Below are 15061 nucleotides of genomic sequence, written 5' to 3' on the forward strand. Positions count from 1 at the left end.
GCTGCCAGCGCTTGCCAGACGAGCGCTGGAGGCCGATCTGGCTATGAATTCACAGCAACATATCGCCATCATCGGCGCCGGCTGGGCCGGCCTGGCGGCGGCCGTGCGCGCGGTGGAGTTGGGGCACCGCGTCACCGTCTTCGAGGCCGCGCGCAGCCCCGGTGGCCGCGCGCGCGCCGTGCCGCTGGCGCTGCCCGGCGGCGGCACGCTGGTGGCCGACAACGGCCAGCACATCCTGATCGGCGCCTACACCGCCACGCTGGCGCTGATGCGCGCCGTCGGCGTCGATCCCGCCCAGGCGCTGCAACGCCTGCCGCTCACCCTGCGCTACCCCGATGGCAGCGGCCTGGCCCTGCCGCGCCTGCGCCCGCCGCTGGACGCCGCTGCCGGCATCCTCACCGCGCGCGGCTGGCGCTGGGCCGAGCGCCTGGCGCTGCTGCGCGCCGCCGCCGACTGGCGGCGCGGCGGCTTCGCCTGCGACGCCTCGCTGACCGTCGCCGGCCTGTGCGCCCACCTGCCCGCGCGCGTGATGCAGGACTTCATCGAGCCGCTGTGCGTCGCCGCGCTCAACACCCCCGTGGCCGAGGCCAGCGCCCTCGTCTTCCTGCGCGTGCTGCAAGACGCCCTGCTCGGCCCGCCCGGCAGCGCCGACCTGCTGCTGCCCCGCACAGACCTGGGCGCCCTGCTGCCCGACCCGGCCCTGCGCTGGCTGCGCGAGCGCGGCGCCGCCGTGCACCTGGGCCGGCGCGTGGAAGCGCTGCATGCACAGGCACCGCACTGGCGCATCGACGGCCAGGACTTCGACCACGTCGTGCTGGCCCTGCCCGCGCCAGCCGCCGCGCGGGTGCTGGCCGCCAGCACCGCCCCGCCGCCACTGGCCGACGCGCTGCACGCCTGGGGCGCGAGCGCCGCCGCGCTGCGCCACGAGGCCATCGCCACCGTCTACACGCTGGCGGACAGCGGCCTGCCCGCGCCCATGCTGGCCCTGCGCGCGAACGGCGGCGCCCCGGCGCAGTTCGTCTTCGACCGCGGCGCGCTGCCCGGATCGCCCGCGGCCCGCCTGCTCGCCTTCGTCGCCAGCGCGGCGCGCTCAGGCAGTGCCGAGTTGGAGCAGGCCGTGCTGCGCCAGGCACAAACGCAGCTCGGCCTGACGGTCCGCCCGCTGCGCACCGTGACCGAAAAGCGCGCCACCTTCGCCTGCACGCCCGGCCTGCGCCGCCCCCCCATGCGCATCGCCCCCAGCCTGCTGGCCTGCGGCGACTTCATCGACGGCCCCTACCCCGCCACCCTCGAAGGCGCCGCGCGCAGCGGCGAGCAGGCGGCCAAAGCGCTCCGCTAGAATCGGCCCCCTCAGGCGGGTGTAGTTCAATGGTAGAACGGCAGCTTCCCAAGCTTCATACGAGGGTTCGATTCCCTTCACCCGCTCCAGCATCATGTGCCGTCCGGCGCCTCAGCCCCCGTTGATCAACCCCGCCAGACGCGGCAGCGCCGCCACCGCGTTCGCGCTGGTCCGCGCCGCCCAGTCCGGCGGCGCCACGCCGCGCAGCGCGGCCACTTCGGCACCGATGCGGGGCAGTTCCCCCGGCTCGTTGCGGCCCTGGCGCTGGCCCTGCGCGCGCTGCCCGGCCGTGGCGTAGAGCCAGTGCGGCGGGATGTCGGGGGCGTCGGTTTCCATCACGATCGCCTCGGGCGGCAGTTCCGCCGCCAGCGCGCGCAGGCGCGTGGCGCGCTCGTAGGTGGCGGCGCCGCCAAAGCCCAGCCTGAAGCCCAGCGACAGGAACAAGTCCGCCTGCTGCCGGCTGCCGTTGAAGGCGTGGGCGATGCCACCGGGCACGCCGATTTCGCGCAGGCCCTTGAGCACCTGGTCCACCGCGCGCCGCACGTGCAGGATGACCGGCAGGCCGTGCCGGCGCGCCAGCTTCAGTTGCTCCCGAAAGAATAGCTGCTGGCGCTCGTCCAGCGGGCGCTGGCGCAGGTTTTCATCAAAATGATCGAGCCCGATCTCGCCCACGGCGACGAGGCGCGGGTCGGCGGCATGGCGGGTGAGCGCCTCGTCCAGCCGGGCCAGCGCGTCGTCGCCGGCGCGCGCGACGTACAGGGGGTGGATGCCCAGCGCATAGGCGTCGCCGTGGCGGTGCGCCAGCGCGCGGCAGGCCTCGAAGGCTGGCGCTTCCACCGCCGGGATCACGCACACGGCCACGCCCGCATCGGTGGCGCGCTGGCGCACGGCGGGCGCGTCGGCGGCGAACTCGGGCGCGTCCAGGTGGCAGTGGGTGTCGATCCAGCCCAACATGGGTACATCATGCCCGCAACCGTGGTACCGTTTGGCACCACGTCTTCGCCAGGATGTCCGTATGCGTCGAACCGTGCTCTACAGCCGCTCCCGACCCGACCCGCAGCCTGCGGCGGAGGTCGATGCGCAGCCCGCGCCCCCTGCCGATGCCGCCGCCGCGCCTGCCAATCGCGCAGGCCGCCTGAAGGCGGCCCTGCGCCACCCTGGCGCGCTGTGGGCCGCGATCGGGGCGCTGGGCGCGGCATTGGCCTTCTCCCAAGCCCCCTGGCCGGGCAACGCGCCGCGCAAGCTGACGCAGAAGGACATCGACGCCGCCGTGCTGCACACCTGGCAGAACAAGGTGATGCCCTCGCAGGCCACGCGCGCCGCCGCCGCCGTGGGCCCGTCGCTGGTGCGCGTCGAGGGCGTGGTGGAAGGCAAGAAGGACCGCAAGGGCCAGGCCGAGATGGGCCGCGGCGTGGGCACCGGCGTGGTCATCATCGACAACGGCACCATCCTGACCAACCTGCACGTGGTGCAGGGCGCCACGGGCATCACGGTGACCTTCGCCGACGGCATGGAGAGCACGGCCAGCGTCGTCAACGTGCGGCCGGAAGACGACCTGGCCGTGCTGCGCGCGCACAAGATCCCCGACGACCTGCAGGCCGCCACCATGCGTTCCACCGGCGACCTGATGCCGGGCGACCAGGTGGTGGCCATCGGCTTCCCGTTCGGTATCGGGCCGTCGGTATCAGCCGGCGTGGTGTCGGGGCTCAAGCGCGGCTTCCGCTCGCCCGAGGGCGGGCAGGTGATGAGCAACCTGATCCAGTTCGACGCCGCCGCCAACCCCGGCAACTCCGGCGGCCCGCTGGTCACCATGGACGGCCAGGTGGTGGGCATCGTCACCGCCATCCTCAACCCCACGCCGGCGCGCACCTTCCTGGGCATCGGCTTCGCCGTGCCGATCGAGAACGCGGCCAGCGCCGCCGGCCAGCCGCCCTTCTGAATTGTTTTCCTGGAGCCCGACCGCATGGACCACAGCACCGACCCCCGCTTCCGGCAAAGCCCCGACACCGCCGAGTTGATGGAGAAGATCCTCTACCAGGTCAAGCGCGTGGTGGTGGGCCAGGATCGCTTTCTTGAGCGCGTGATGGTGGCCCTGCTGGCCGGCGGCCATCTGCTGGTGGAGGGCGTGCCGGGGCTGGCCAAGACGCTCACCGTCAAGACGCTGGCCAGCGTGCTGCAAGGGCAATTCAAACGCATCCAGTTCACGCCCGACCTGGTGCCGGCCGATCTGGTGGGCACGCGCATCTACAACCAGAAGACGGGCGAGTTCTCCACCTCGCTCGGCCCGGTGTTCGCCCACCTGCTGCTGGCCGACGAGATCAACCGCGCCCCCGCCAAGGTGCAGAGCGCGCTGCTGGAGGTGATGCAGGAGCGCCAGGTCACCATCGCCGGGCAGACGCACTTCGTGCCCGAGCCCTTCCTGGTGATGGCCACGCAGAACCCGATCGAGACCGAGGGCACCTACCCCCTGCCCGAGGCGCAGGTGGACCGCTTCATGATGAAGGTGCTGGTGGACTACCCGACCGACGAGGAGGAGTTCGTCATCGCCGAGCGCGTGACCGGCCCGCGCATCGACGTCGGCCCGGTGGCGACCATGGCGCAGCTGGCGGCCTTGCAGGCCGACTGCCGCCGCGTGTACTGCGACCCTGCGCTGATGCAGTACGCCGTCAAGCTGGTGTCGGCCACGCGCGCGCCGGCCGGCGTGGGGCTGAAGGAGCTGGCGCCGATGATCACCTTCGGCGCCAGCCCGCGCGCCACCATCGGCCTGATCGAGGGCGCCCGCGCGCTGGCCATGATGCGCGGGCGCACCTACGTGCTGCCCGAGGACATGAGCGACCTGGTGCCCGACGTGCTGCGGCATCGCCTGGTGCTCTCCTACGAGGCGCTGTCCGAGGGCCTGACGGCCGACCAATTGGTGCTGCGCATCATGGCCAAGGTCACGCCGCCGGCGCGGCCGCTGCAACACGAGAAGCTGGCCGCGTGATGCCCTGGTTCCGCCGCCAGCAGCCCCTGCCGCACGCGGTGCCGAATGCGCCGGGCGTCGCCACGCCGAAAGCGGCGGCACCGTCCGTGCCGCCCAGCGCCGAGCAGGTGCTGCGCCGGCTCGAATGGACGGTGCTGCGCCGGCTCGACGGCGTGCTGATGGGCGACTACCGCACCCTGCTGCGCGGCACCGGGCTGGACCTGGCGGACCTGCGCGAATACCAACTGCACGACGACGTGCGCCACATCGACTGGAACGTCACCGCGCGCATGCAGGCGCCGCACGTGCGCGTGTTCACCGAAGACCGCGAGATGGCGGCCTGGTTCCTGCTGGACCTGAGCGCGTCGGTGGACTTCGGCTCCGGCGCGCAGCGCAAGCGCGGCGTCTCGGCCGAGTTCGTCGCCGTGCTGGCGCGGCTGCTGACGCGCCACGGCAACCGCGTCGGCGCCCTGCTGTACGGCGCCGGCGTCGAAAAGATGATCCCCGCGCGCGCCAGCCGTGAGCACGTGCTGCACCTGCTGCACGCCATCTCGCAGCGCGCCGAGCACCCGCCCGCAGGCCCGCAGGCCACCCGCCTGGCCGACCTGCTGCAGGCCGCCGCCCACGTGGTGCGCCGCCGCGCCACGCTGTTCGTGGTGTCCGACTTCATCAGCGAGCCGGGCTGGGAGAAGCCGCTGGCGCAGCTCGCCACCCGGCACGAGGTGGTGGCCGTGCGCCTGCTGGACCCGCTGGAGCTGGAGCTGCCCGACCTGGGCCTGGTCACCCTGCGCGACGCCGAATCGGGCGAGCAGCTGCTGGTGGACACGCACCATCCGGGCTTTCGCAAGCGCTTCGCCGCCCTGGCCGCGCAGCGCGAGGCCGAGCTGCGCGAAGCGTTGGCGCGCGCCGGCGTGGACACGCTGGAGCTGGCGACCGACGACGATCTGGCCAGCGCCATCCTGCGCTTTACCGAGCTGCGCAGGCAACGCGCCCGCCTGGCGGCCGGCGGCGGCCTGCCCGCGCATCTTCGCAAGCAGGCCTGATCGCGCCACAATGGGCCTGCCTGAACCATGAACCTCACTTGGCCTGCCTTCCTCCAGTGGCCTGCGGGCGTGCCGCAGCCCAGCTTCCTGTGGCCGCAGTTTCTGTGGCTGCTGCTGGCGCTGCCGCTGCTGGTGCTGCTCTACCTGTGGGTGCAGCGGCGCCGCAAGAAGCTGGCGGTGCGCTACGCCAGTCTGTCGATCGTCAAGGAGGCGCTGGGCCGTGGTCCCGGCTGGCGGCGCCACGTCCCGCCGCTGCTGCTGCTGGCCGCGCTGGCCTGCGAGCTACTGGCCAGCGCCCGCCCGGTGGCCGTGGTGGCGCTGCCGTCCAACCAGCAGACCATCATCCTGGCGATGGACGTGTCGGGCAGCATGCGCGCCACCGACGTCGAGCCCAACCGCCTGGTGGCGGCGCAGAACGCGGCCAAGACCTTCCTGGCCGAGCTGCCGCGCGACGTCAAGGTGGGCATCGTGGCCTTCGCCGGCTCGGCCCAGGTGGCGCAGCAGCCCACGCTGAACCGCGAGGACCTGGTCAACGCCATCGACCGCTTCCAGCTGCAGCGCGCCACCGCCACCGGCAACGCCATCGTGATCTCGCTGGCCGCCATCTTCCCCAAGGCCGGCATCGAGCTGCAGCAGATCGGGCTGGAGCGCATGCGCGGCAACATGGGCCGCTCGCTCGACCAGGCGCCGCCCAAGCAAAATGAGTTCGTGCCCGTGCCGCCGGGCTCCTACACCTCGGCCGCCATCATCATGCTGACCGACGGCCAGCGCACCACCGGCGTCGACCCGCTGGAAGCCGCGATGATGGCCGCCGACCGCGGCGTCAAGGTCTACACCGTGGGCATCGGCACCGTGGACGGCGAGACCATCGGCTTCGAGGGCTGGTCCATGCGCGTGCGGCTGGACGAGGACACGCTCAAGCAGATCGCCCGCGAGACCGCCGCCGAGTACTACTACGCCGGCACCGCGCAGGACCTGAAGAAGGTCTACCAGAGCCTGAGCAACCGGCTGACGCTGGAGAAAAAGGAGACCGAGGTCTCCGCCCTGTTCGCGCTGGCCGGCGCGCTGCTGGCGCTGGTGGCGGGCGGGCTGTCGCTGCTGTGGTTCGGGCGGGTGCTGTAGCCCCGCTCAGCGCGTCAGCAAGATGACCTGAGTAAAGCCTTCTTTAATCCATGAGGCAGCCGATAAAGAGGGCTTGAATGCCAGGCCGGCCGGCGGCTGAACCGCAGAGCGCCGCTGCGGCAGCTTGCTACAGTGCACAAAGCAAACGTCGCCATGGGCGGCGGCAAGCCACGGAAGGAAGCACATGCGGATCGAGCACGGGATGGTGCGGGGCGACGTGAAGATCGACGAGCCGGTCGAGATGCACGGCCTGTACGTCGGCAACGTCACCGTGAAGGCCGGCGGGCTGCTGGTGCTGCGCGGGATGGTCAACGGCAACCTGACCGTGTGCCGGGGCGCGGCGGCCCGCGTGGCCGGGATGGTTCGTGGCGACCTCATCGACGAGGGCGGCCAGGTAGAAGTGTCCGGGATGGTCAGCGGGCGCACGCTGGCCGCCGGCCGGTCCGCCTAGCGCGGCACGCCGTGGCGCGCGGCACGGCGAACGCGGATGGATCACATGCACCTCGAATCCATCTCCTCGATCGACGACGCCGACTGGCTGCGCCTGCGTACCGCGCTGTGGCCGCACCGCAGCGTGGCGGAGCATCGAGCGGACATGGCGGGGCTGGTGGTGCGGCCGGCGCAGTCCGTGCAGTTCCTCGCCCGCGTGCCCGGCGAGCAGGCGGTCGGCCTGGCCGAGGCGTCGATCCGCAGCGAGTACGTGAATGGCACGCGCAGTTCACCGGTCGCGTTCCTGGAAGGCCTGTACGTCGCGCCGGCGGCGCGCGGTCAGGGCGTGGCGCGCCGCCTGGTGGAGGCCGTGGCGCAGTGGGCTGCGGGCTGCGACTGCGTGGAGCTTGCTTCGGACGCGCGACTGGAAAACACCCTGGGCCAGGCCGCGCACCTGGGGCTGGGTTTCAAGGAGACCGAACGCGTGGTCTGCTTCAGCATGGCGCTGCCGCCGCGGCCAGGCGCCTGAGGCAACCGCCACGCGTCAAGGCGACAGCCGACCCTGCACCAGCCGCAGCATGCGACCGCAGCGCGCGGCCAACTGGTCGTCGTGCGTGACCAGCACGAAGGCGGTGCCGTGGTTGCGGGCTAGCTCCAGCATCAAGCCGAACACGCCGTCGGCGGTGGCGCGGTCGAGGTTGCCGGTGGGCTCGTCGGCCAGCACGCAGGCCGGCTGCGTGACCAGGGCGCGGGCGATAGCCACGCGCTGGCGCTCGCCACCGGACAGCTCGGACGGCCGGTGGTGCACGCGCTCGGCCAGGCCGACCAGGGCCAGCATGCGCTGCGCCACCTGCGCCGCCTCGGGGCGCGGCGTGCGGCGGATCCACAGCGGCATGGCGACGTTCTCCAACGCGCTGAATTCGGGCAGCAGGTGGTGGAACTGGTAGACGAAGCCCAGGTGCCGGTTGCGCAGTTCGCCTTGCGCGGCGGGCGACAGGCCGGAGAAGTCCTGCCCCATCAGCCGCACGCGGCCGCCGGTGGGCGCATCCAGCCCGCCGAGCAGGTGCAGCAGCGTGCTCTTGCCGGAGCCCGACTGGCCGACGATGGCCAGCGTCTCGCCGGCCGACACCGTCAGGTCCACGCCTTGCAGCACGGTCACGTCGAGCGGGCCTTCGTGGAAGCGCTTGCTCAGGTTTTCGGACTCCAATACGGTCCTGACGCCCGCCTGGTGCGCGCCGGCAGCTATCTCATTCATAGCGCAGCGCCTCGGCGGGGTTGACGCGGCTGGCGCGCCAACTGGGGTAGATGGTGGCAACGAACGCCAGCAGCAGCGAGATCACGCCGATGGGCACCACGTCGCCCGCCTGCGGGTCGCTCGGCATCTGGCTGATGAGGTACACGTCCTTGGGCAGGAAGCTGGCGTGGAACAGGCGCTCCAGGAACGGCACGATGACGTCGATGTTGAAGGCGACCAGCAACCCGAGCGCCAGCCCCGCCAGCGTACCGATCACGCCCACCAGCGCGCCCTGCACCATGAACACCTTCATGATGCTGGCCGGGCTGGCGCCCAGCGTGCGCAGGATGGCGATGTCGGCGCGCTTGTCCTGCACCGTCATCACCAGCGTGCTGACCAGATTGAAGGCGGCCACGGCGACGATGAGCGTGAGGATGATGAACATCATGCGCTTCTCCAGCTGCACGGCGGCGAACCAGGTGCGGTTCTGGCGCGTCCAGTCCAGGATCAGCAGCTGGCCCGACAGCGTGCCGGCCAGCTGGTCGGCCACCGCGCGCGCCTGGTTCATGTCGCGCAGCTTCAGGCGGATGCCGGTGGGTCCCTCCAGGCGGAAGATGCGGCCGGCGTCCTCCATGTGCAGCAGCGCCAGGGCCGAGTCGTATTCGTAGTGGCCGCTGCTGAAGGTGCCCAGCACCGTCATCTGCTTGAGGCGCGGCACCACGCCGGCGGGCGTGACCTGGCCGCTGGGCGCGATCAGCGTGACCTGGTCGCCCTCGCCCACGCCCAGCTTGCGCGCCAGGTCGCTGCCCAGCAGGATGCCGAAGCTGCCCGGCACCAGCCTGGGCAGCAGCGTGTCCTTCATCTGCGCGGCGATGTCGGTCACGCCGACTTCCAGCGCCGGGTCGATGCCGCGCACGATGGCGCCCTGCATGGCCTCGCCGCGCGCCAGCAGCGCCTGCGCGCCGATGAAGGGCGCGGCGCCCACCACCTCGGGGTTGGCGCGCACCTCGGCCAGGGTGCGCTGCGGGTCGGGCAGCGCGCCGCCGTCGGGCGAGAACACCTCAACATGCGAGATCACGCTGAGCATGCGCCCCGTCACGTCCTTCTGAAAGCCGTTCATCACGCTCAGCACGATGATCAGCGCCGCCACGCCCAGCGCGATGCCCAGCATCGACGCCGCCGAGATGAAGGAGATGAAGCCGTTGCGCCGCGTCGCCCGCCCGGCGCGCGTGTAGCGCCAGCCGAGCAGCATTTCGTAGGGCAATCGCTGGGACAGGGGCATCAGGTGGTCGGTGAACTATCCGGCCGGCATTGTGGCATCCTGGACAATACCGCCATGCCCTCCGCGCCCGAGCCGCTTCACCTGCTGATCCCCGACGCCGTGCCGCCGCTGCCTGAGGGCGCCCCGCTCCCTGCTCTGCCCTCGCTGCCCGCCTTGGACGCGCTGCTGGCCCGCCTGCGCCGCGTGGACGCCATCGAGGTGGACGAAGACAGCCCCATCACCCCTTTCGAGGCCGCCCTAGCCCGCGCCAACCGCTTGCCCGGCGAGCCCGGCCGCCAGCCCTGGGCGGCGTTCGAGTCCGGCACCGTCGGCACGCCCTGCGCCTGGCTCAAGCCCTGCCACTGGCAGCTGGGGCTGGACCACGTGACCCTGGTCGATCCCGCCGCGCTGGCGCTGACGGAGGACGAATCACGCGCCCTGCTGGCCGCCGTGCAACCGCTGCTGGCCGAGGACGGCGTGGCGCTGCGCTACGCGGCGCCCGAGGCCTGGCTGGCGCAGGGCGAGCTGCTGCGCGGCCTCGTCACCTGGTCGATGGACCGCGCCGTGCAGCGCCCGCTGACGCGCGAGGTGCTGGCGCTGGCCCCCACCGCCGCGCAGAGCGCCCACCTGCGCCGCCTGCAAACGGAGGTGCAGATGCTGCTCTACCACCACCCCGTCAACGAGGCGCGCGAACGCGAGCGCCGCTGGCTCGTCAACGCGCTGTGGATCGCCGGCGCCGGCCAGCTCGACGCGCCGCTGCCGCCCGCGCCGCACGTGCTGGTGGAGCCGCGCCTGGCCCAGCTGCCGCTGGACAGCACCGCCGACGACTACGCCCGCGCCTGGCAGGCCATCGACGCCGGCAGCGTGGCGCAACTGCGCCGCGTGCTCGACGGCGGCGGCGACGCGCGCCTCACCCTGTGCGGCCCGCGCCGCGCCATCGGCTTCGCGCCCGCGCGCGGCCTGAGCGCCCGGATTTCAAGCCTTTTAAGCCCCCAGCGCTTGCTGGACGTGCGCCAGCAGCTATGAAAATAGTAGTCAGAGACGTTCCCCCCCGCGCCGCCTGGGCGCTGGAGCAGGCCGGCGTGCACCCGCTGCTGGCGCGCCTGTTCGCCGCCCGCGGCGTGCTGGCTGCCGATGAATTGCAGGACGACCTGGCGCGCCTGCTGCCGCCCGCGCAGCTGAAGGGCGCGCAGGCCGCCGCCGCGCTGCTGGCCGACGCCATCGCCGCGCGCCGGCGCATCTGCTTCGTGGCCGACTACGACTGCGACGGCGCCACCGCCTGCGCCGTCGGCGTGCGCGGCTTGGCGCTGCTGGGCGCCGCGCAGGTCGATTACGTGGTGCCCGACCGCGTGGTCGATGGCTACGGCCTGACCCCGCCCATCGCCGAGCGCGTGGCCGCGCGCGGCGCCGACCTGCTGGTGACGGTGGACAACGGCATCGCCAGCGTCGAGGGCGTGGCGCGCGCCCGCGCCCTGGGGCTGAAGGTGCTGGTCACCGACCACCACCTGCCTGGCGACGAACTGCCTGAGGCCGACGCCACGGTCAACCCCAACCAGCCGGGCTGCGACTTCCCCAGCAAGTCGCTCGCCGGCGTGGGCGTGGTGTTCTACGTGCTCATGGCGCTGCGCGCCGAGCTGCGCGCACGCGGCGTGTTCAGCCAGGCCAATCAACCGAAGCTAGACACACTGCTGCCCTTGGTCGCTCTCGGCACCGTGGCCGACGTGGTGCGGCTCGACGCCAACAACCGCCGCCTGGTCGCGCAGGGCCTCAGGCGCATCCGCGCCGGGCAGATGCCGGCCGGCCTGGCGGCGTTGTTCGCCGTCGCCGGGCGCGACGCGCGGCGCGCCACCACCTTCGACTTCGGCTTCGCCCTCGGCCCGCGCATCAACGCCGCCGGCCGCCTGGCCGACATGACGCTGGGCATCGAGCTGCTGCTGACCGACGACGCCGCGCGCGCCGACGAGCTGGCGCGCACGCTCGACGGCATCAACCGCGAGCGGCGCGAGATCGAGGGCGGCATGCGCGAGCAGGCCCTGCAGATCGCCGAGGGGCTGTTCGACCCCGATGAAGCAGCCCCCCCGGCGCTGGCGCTGTTCGACCCCGACTTCCACGAAGGCGTGGTCGGCATCGTCGCCTCGCGCCTGAAGGACCGGCTGCACCGCCCCACCTTCGTCTTCGCCCCCAGCGGCGCGCCCGGGCGCGGGCACGAGCTGAAGGGCTCCGGCCGCTCGATCGCGGGCTTTCACCTGCGCGACGCGCTGGACCTGGTGGCCAAGCGCCACCCCGGCGTGCTGCTGAAGTTCGGCGGCCACGCGATGGCGGCCGGCTGCACCATCGCCGAGGAACGGTTCGACACCTTCGAGCAGGCGCTGCGCCAGGTCGCCGCCGAATGGCTGGACGAGGCCACCCTCACCCGCCGGCTGGAAACCGACGGTCCGCTGCCGCCCGAATACCGCCGCGCCGACGTGGTGGACACGCTGCACGCCGCCGTCTGGGGCCAGGGCTTCGCGCCGCCCGTGTTCAGCGAGGAGGTCGAGGTGCTCAGCCAGCGCCTGGTGGGCGAGAAGCACCTGGCGCTGAAGCTGCGCCACCAGGGCCAGCCGGTGGACGGCATCTGGTTCGGCCACACCGAGCCGCTGCCCGCCCGCGCGCACCTGGCCTTCCGCCTGGAGGCCGACGAGTGGCAGGGCGTGCGGCGGGTGCGGCTGCTGGTCGAGGGGTTACAAACCTGATCGGCCTCCAGCGCCCGCCAGACAATCGCTGGCAGCTATCGATAAGGAAGCGGTTCAGCGCGCCTCGGCGATGAAGGCGATCATGCGCGCGGTGGCGTCCTTGGTGACCTGCGCGTCGTACACGTAGCCGCGCGAGGCCAGGCCGGGCTTGTCCCAGCCGTGCGTGGCCTCGGGAAACACGTGCCATTGCACCGGCTTGCCGGCCGCCTTCAGCTCCTCCAGCAGCGGGAAGCAGGGCGCGGGCGGCACCTCGGCGTCGCGCCCGCCCATCAGCAGCAGCAGCGGGCGGTCGATGTCCTTGAGCACCAGCACGCTCTCGTTGATGGCGCAGCTGCCGTAGTGGGCCACCGTGGCGGCGAAGCGCAGATCGGAGCCCGCCAGCCGCGCGCTCTGCGGCGAGGCCAGGAAGGCCGACATGAACGCGCCCCAGCTGTACCCCGCCTGGTAGATGCGCGCCTTGTCGACGAACGGCCGGGCCGCCAGGTGGGCCAGCGCCGCGTAGGCGTCGGCGATGCCGGTGGACGTGCCCGGCATGCGGGCGGCGCAGTTGTCGAAGCCGCGCGGGCCGAAACTGTCCACCACCAGCACCACGTGGCCGGCGGCCAGCAGCGTCTGCGCGTGCTGCTTCATGTGGGCGTTGGGCGCGCCTTTCAGGCCGCCGCAGGTGTGCATCAGCACCACGGCCGGGAACGGCCCCTCGCCGGCCGGCTTGAATACCGCGTTGGCGACGTCGGTGAACATGCCGATGGATTCCTTCGCCTCGCTGGCGAACGCCACGGGCTTCAGGTCGAGCGGCGGCGCCAGCTGCGTCCGCAGATCCTGCGCCAGCGCGGGCATCAGGGCGGCGCCGAGCGCCAGGGCAGTCCATAGTCGTCGCAATTGCATGGTCGTTCCTCTCCCGCGCCGGGTGTAGCCGGGTCGCGCAGTCCGCGCGCGACCCCATATGACTATTCTCGCCGGCTATAACGACTGGGCGACAATTCGGCGTTTCCACTAGCCGCAGGTGCCGCCGCGCGCCTCGACCCTCAAGAGCCATGGCCGCCTTCGACGACGAAAAAGTCCTCTCCGTCCACCACTGGACCGACCGCCTGTTCTCCTTCACCACCACGCGCAGCGACAGCCTGCGCTTCTCGAACGGGCACTTCACCATGATCGGCCTGCGCGTGGGCGGCAAGCCGCTGCTGCGCGCCTACTCCATCGTCAGCCCCAACTACCAGGAGACGCTGGAGTTCCTCAGCATCAAGGTGCAGGACGGCCCGCTGACCAGCCGCTTGCAGCACATCCAGCCGGGCGACAGCATCATCGTCGGCCACAAGCCCACCGGCACGCTGCTGATCGACTACCTGCTGCCCGGCAAGCGCCTGTACATGTTCGCCACCGGCACCGGGCTGGCGCCGTTCATGAGCCTGATCCGCGACCCCGACACCTACGAGAAATTCGAGGAGGTGATCCTGGTGCACGGCTGCCGCCTGGCCAGCGAACTGGCCTACCGCGACTTCATCACCAGGGAACTGCCCGAGCACGAGTTCCTGGGCGAGATGGCGCGCCGGCAGCTCAGGTACTACCCCACGGTCACGCGCGAGCCCTTCGCCACCCAGGGCCGCATCCCCGACCTGATCGAGAGCGGCCAGATGGCGCGCGACCTGGGCGTGCCCGAGCTGAACCCGCAGGTCGACCGCGTGATGCTGTGCGGCAGCCCGCAGATGCTGAAGTCGATCAAGGACGTGCTGGAAAAGCGCGGCTTCAACGAGGGCAACACCACCACGCCGGGCGACTTCGTGGTGGAGCGGGCGTTCGTGGAGCAGTGATCCAGCCATATACTCCCCATCAGTAGCACGCTCTAGCGCACATCTGGCAAGCGCTGGGGATCGTTACTCCACGGGAGTATATTGGGGCTGCCGCTCCAGAAAGCGCCGCACCGGCGCCGGCAGTCCCAGCGCGGGCCATGCCGCCGGTGCGTACCAGCGGCCGTCGCCAGGGGGCCGCGCGCCGCGCGGCAGGCGGGCGCTGACCACGTGGATGTCCAGGTCGCGGTGGGTCAGCACGTGGGTGAACGGCGCGTGCGCCACCGCCGCCGCCCGCGCCGCCTCGGGCAGGTCCCGCATCAGCGCCTCGCCGCCGTCGTACTGCGGCAGCGCGAACAGCCGCGCCCAGATGCCGGTGGCGGGCCGCTGCGCCAGCCAGACGCGGCCATCGCCATCGGTGGCGTGCAGCAGCCACAGCGCCAGCCGGCTGCGCGCCAGGCGCCGCGTCTTGACCGGGTAGCGCGCGGGCTGGCCCTCGCGCGCGGCGACGCAGCGGTCCACCAGCGGACACACGGTGCAGGCCGGGCGGCGCTGCGTGCAGACAGTGGCGCCCAGGTCCATCAGGCCCTGCGTGTAGGCGGGCATCAGCCGCCCGGCATCGCCGGCCGGCAGCAGGCTCTCGGCGCGCGCCCACAACGCACGTTCGTTGGCCGCGACGCCGAGGTCGTCGTCGATGCCGAAGGCGCGCGTCAGCACGCGCTTGACGTTGCCGTCCAGGATGGCCGCGCGCTCGCCGAAGCAGAAGGCGGCGATGGCCGCGGCCGTGGAGCGGCCGATGCCCGGCAGGCTTTGCAGCTCGGCGGCGGTGCGCGGGAAGCGGCCGCCGAAGCGCGCCACCACCTGCTGCGCGCAGGCGTGCAGGTTGCGCGCGCGCGCGTAGTAGCCCAGCCCGCTCCACAGCGCCAGCACCTCGTCCTGCGCGCCCGCGGCCAGGCTGGCCACGTCGGGGAAGCGCGCCAGGAAGCGCGGGTAGTAGTCCAGCACCGTCGCTACCTGCGTCTGCTGCAGCATGATCTCGGAGAGCCACACGCGGTAGGGGTCATGTGTGGCCTGCCACGGCAGGCCGTGGCGGCCGTGCCGCCGCTGCCAGTCGATGATGCGGGCGGAAAACCAGCCGGTATCGATCGATGAGGC

Annotated in this window: 15 protein-coding genes and 1 tRNA gene; 11 read left to right on the plus strand and 5 right to left on the minus strand. The window is 72.2% G+C overall.

What is annotated here, in order from left to right:
• Nucleotides 1-43 precede the first annotated feature (43 nt).
• Both hpnE and QM772_RS05865 read left to right on the plus strand, forming a co-directional pair.
• On the plus strand, nucleotides 44-1339 hold the full coding sequence (hpnE, locus tag QM772_RS05860; RefSeq protein WP_415134501.1) for a hydroxysqualene dehydroxylase HpnE: 1296 nt from the start codon (nucleotides 44-46) through the stop codon (nucleotides 1337-1339).
• A 15-nt stretch (nucleotides 1340-1354) separates the two neighbouring features.
• Nucleotides 1355-1428, plus strand: a tRNA-Gly gene (locus QM772_RS05865).
• Between the two features lie 22 nt (nucleotides 1429-1450).
• On the opposite strand, the gene QM772_RS05870 is transcribed toward QM772_RS05865, so the two are convergent.
• On the minus strand, nucleotides 1451-2293 hold the full coding sequence (locus QM772_RS05870; protein ID WP_415134502.1) for a TatD family hydrolase: 843 nt from the start codon (nucleotides 2291-2293) through the stop codon (nucleotides 1451-1453).
• A gap of 61 nt (nucleotides 2294-2354) precedes the next feature.
• On the opposite strand from QM772_RS05870, the gene QM772_RS05875 reads away from it, so the two are divergent.
• From QM772_RS05875 to aac(6'), 6 genes are all read left to right on the plus strand, one after another.
• On the plus strand, nucleotides 2355-3278 hold the full coding sequence (locus QM772_RS05875) for a S1C family serine protease (protein WP_415134503.1): 924 nt from the start codon (nucleotides 2355-2357) through the stop codon (nucleotides 3276-3278).
• 24 nt (nucleotides 3279-3302) lie between these two features.
• Nucleotides 3303-4322 carry an AAA family ATPase gene (locus QM772_RS05880; protein ID WP_415134504.1) on the plus strand — a complete coding sequence of 340 codons (1020 nt, stop codon included), beginning with the start codon at nucleotides 3303-3305 and terminating at the stop codon, nucleotides 4320-4322.
• Nucleotides 4322-5344 carry a DUF58 domain-containing protein gene (locus QM772_RS05885; RefSeq protein ID WP_415139485.1) on the plus strand — a complete coding sequence of 341 codons (1023 nt, stop codon included), beginning with the start codon at nucleotides 4322-4324 and terminating at the stop codon, nucleotides 5342-5344. Before QM772_RS05880 ends, QM772_RS05885 begins: the two co-directional genes overlap by 1 nt.
• Nucleotides 5345-5371: 27 nt before the next feature.
• Nucleotides 5372-6466: a VWA domain-containing protein gene (locus tag QM772_RS05890; RefSeq protein ID WP_415134505.1), complete on the plus strand. Its 1095-nt coding sequence runs from the start codon at nucleotides 5372-5374 to the stop codon at nucleotides 6464-6466.
• A 202-nt stretch (nucleotides 6467-6668) separates the two neighbouring features.
• Complete coding sequence (locus QM772_RS05895; protein WP_415134506.1) at nucleotides 6669-6917, plus strand: hypothetical protein; 249 nt, start codon at nucleotides 6669-6671, stop codon at nucleotides 6915-6917.
• Between the two features lie 45 nt (nucleotides 6918-6962).
• Nucleotides 6963-7424: an aminoglycoside 6'-N-acetyltransferase gene (aac(6'), locus tag QM772_RS05900; RefSeq protein ID WP_415134507.1), complete on the plus strand. Its 462-nt coding sequence runs from the start codon at nucleotides 6963-6965 to the stop codon at nucleotides 7422-7424.
• Between the two features lie 15 nt (nucleotides 7425-7439).
• Here aac(6') and lolD read toward each other — a convergent pair whose 3' ends face one another.
• Complete coding sequence (lolD, locus tag QM772_RS05905) at nucleotides 7440-8150, minus strand: lipoprotein-releasing ABC transporter ATP-binding protein LolD (protein ID WP_415134508.1); 711 nt, start codon at nucleotides 8148-8150, stop codon at nucleotides 7440-7442.
• On the minus strand, nucleotides 8143-9411 hold the full coding sequence (locus QM772_RS05910; protein WP_415134509.1) for a lipoprotein-releasing ABC transporter permease subunit: 1269 nt from the start codon (nucleotides 9409-9411) through the stop codon (nucleotides 8143-8145). The genes lolD and QM772_RS05910 overlap by 8 nt, the downstream gene beginning before the upstream one ends.
• Before the next feature lie 54 nt (nucleotides 9412-9465).
• Here QM772_RS05910 and QM772_RS05915 point away from each other — a divergent pair, with 54 nt between their 5' ends.
• Nucleotides 9466-10416, plus strand: a complete 951-nt coding sequence (locus QM772_RS05915; protein ID WP_415134510.1) for a phosphoglycerate mutase — start codon at nucleotides 9466-9468, stop codon at nucleotides 10414-10416.
• On the plus strand, nucleotides 10413-12122 hold the full coding sequence (gene recJ / locus QM772_RS05920) for a single-stranded-DNA-specific exonuclease RecJ (RefSeq protein ID WP_415134511.1): 1710 nt from the start codon (nucleotides 10413-10415) through the stop codon (nucleotides 12120-12122). The genes QM772_RS05915 and recJ overlap by 4 nt, the downstream gene beginning before the upstream one ends.
• A 54-nt stretch (nucleotides 12123-12176) precedes the next feature.
• Here recJ and QM772_RS05925 read toward each other — a convergent pair whose 3' ends face one another.
• Complete coding sequence (locus QM772_RS05925) at nucleotides 12177-13007, minus strand: dienelactone hydrolase family protein (RefSeq protein ID WP_415134512.1); 831 nt, start codon at nucleotides 13005-13007, stop codon at nucleotides 12177-12179.
• A 149-nt stretch (nucleotides 13008-13156) separates the two neighbouring features.
• Between QM772_RS05925 and QM772_RS05930 the strand changes: the two genes are divergently transcribed.
• Nucleotides 13157-13930: a ferredoxin--NADP reductase gene (locus QM772_RS05930; RefSeq protein WP_415134513.1), complete on the plus strand. Its 774-nt coding sequence runs from the start codon at nucleotides 13157-13159 to the stop codon at nucleotides 13928-13930.
• Between the two features lie 63 nt (nucleotides 13931-13993).
• Here QM772_RS05930 and mutY read toward each other — a convergent pair whose 3' ends face one another.
• Entirely contained in the window at nucleotides 13994-15052 is a 1059-nt protein-coding gene (gene mutY, locus QM772_RS05935; RefSeq protein WP_415139487.1) for an A/G-specific adenine glycosylase, read from the minus strand.
• Between the last annotated feature and the right edge of the window lie 9 nt (nucleotides 15053-15061).

The sequence above is a fragment of the Ottowia sp. genome (assembly GCF_047601385.1).
Lineage (GTDB): Bacteria > Pseudomonadota > Gammaproteobacteria > Burkholderiales > Burkholderiaceae_C > Ottowia.

Coding starts and splice junctions, on each gene's coding strand:
- hpnE (WP_415134501.1), top strand. CDS start 44: ATGAATTCACAGCAACATATCGCCATCATCGGCGCCGGCTGGGCCGGC.
- QM772_RS05870 (WP_415134502.1), bottom strand. CDS start 2,293: ATGTTGGGCTGGATCGACACCCACTGCCACCTGGACGCGCCCGAGTTC.
- QM772_RS05875 (WP_415134503.1), top strand. CDS start 2,355: ATGCGTCGAACCGTGCTCTACAGCCGCTCCCGACCCGACCCGCAGCCT.
- QM772_RS05880 (WP_415134504.1), top strand. CDS start 3,303: ATGGACCACAGCACCGACCCCCGCTTCCGGCAAAGCCCCGACACCGCC.
- QM772_RS05885 (WP_415139485.1), top strand. CDS start 4,322: ATGCCCTGGTTCCGCCGCCAGCAGCCCCTGCCGCACGCGGTGCCGAAT.
- QM772_RS05890 (WP_415134505.1), top strand. CDS start 5,372: ATGAACCTCACTTGGCCTGCCTTCCTCCAGTGGCCTGCGGGCGTGCCG.
- QM772_RS05895 (WP_415134506.1), top strand. CDS start 6,669: ATGGTGCGGGGCGACGTGAAGATCGACGAGCCGGTCGAGATGCACGGC.
- lolD (WP_415134508.1), bottom strand. CDS start 8,150: ATGAATGAGATAGCTGCCGGCGCGCACCAGGCGGGCGTCAGGACCGTA.
- QM772_RS05910 (WP_415134509.1), bottom strand. CDS start 9,411: ATGCCCCTGTCCCAGCGATTGCCCTACGAAATGCTGCTCGGCTGGCGC.
- QM772_RS05915 (WP_415134510.1), top strand. CDS start 9,466: ATGCCCTCCGCGCCCGAGCCGCTTCACCTGCTGATCCCCGACGCCGTG.
- recJ (WP_415134511.1), top strand. CDS start 10,413: ATGAAAATAGTAGTCAGAGACGTTCCCCCCCGCGCCGCCTGGGCGCTG.
- QM772_RS05925 (WP_415134512.1), bottom strand. CDS start 13,007: ATGCAATTGCGACGACTATGGACTGCCCTGGCGCTCGGCGCCGCCCTG.
- QM772_RS05930 (WP_415134513.1), top strand. CDS start 13,157: ATGGCCGCCTTCGACGACGAAAAAGTCCTCTCCGTCCACCACTGGACC.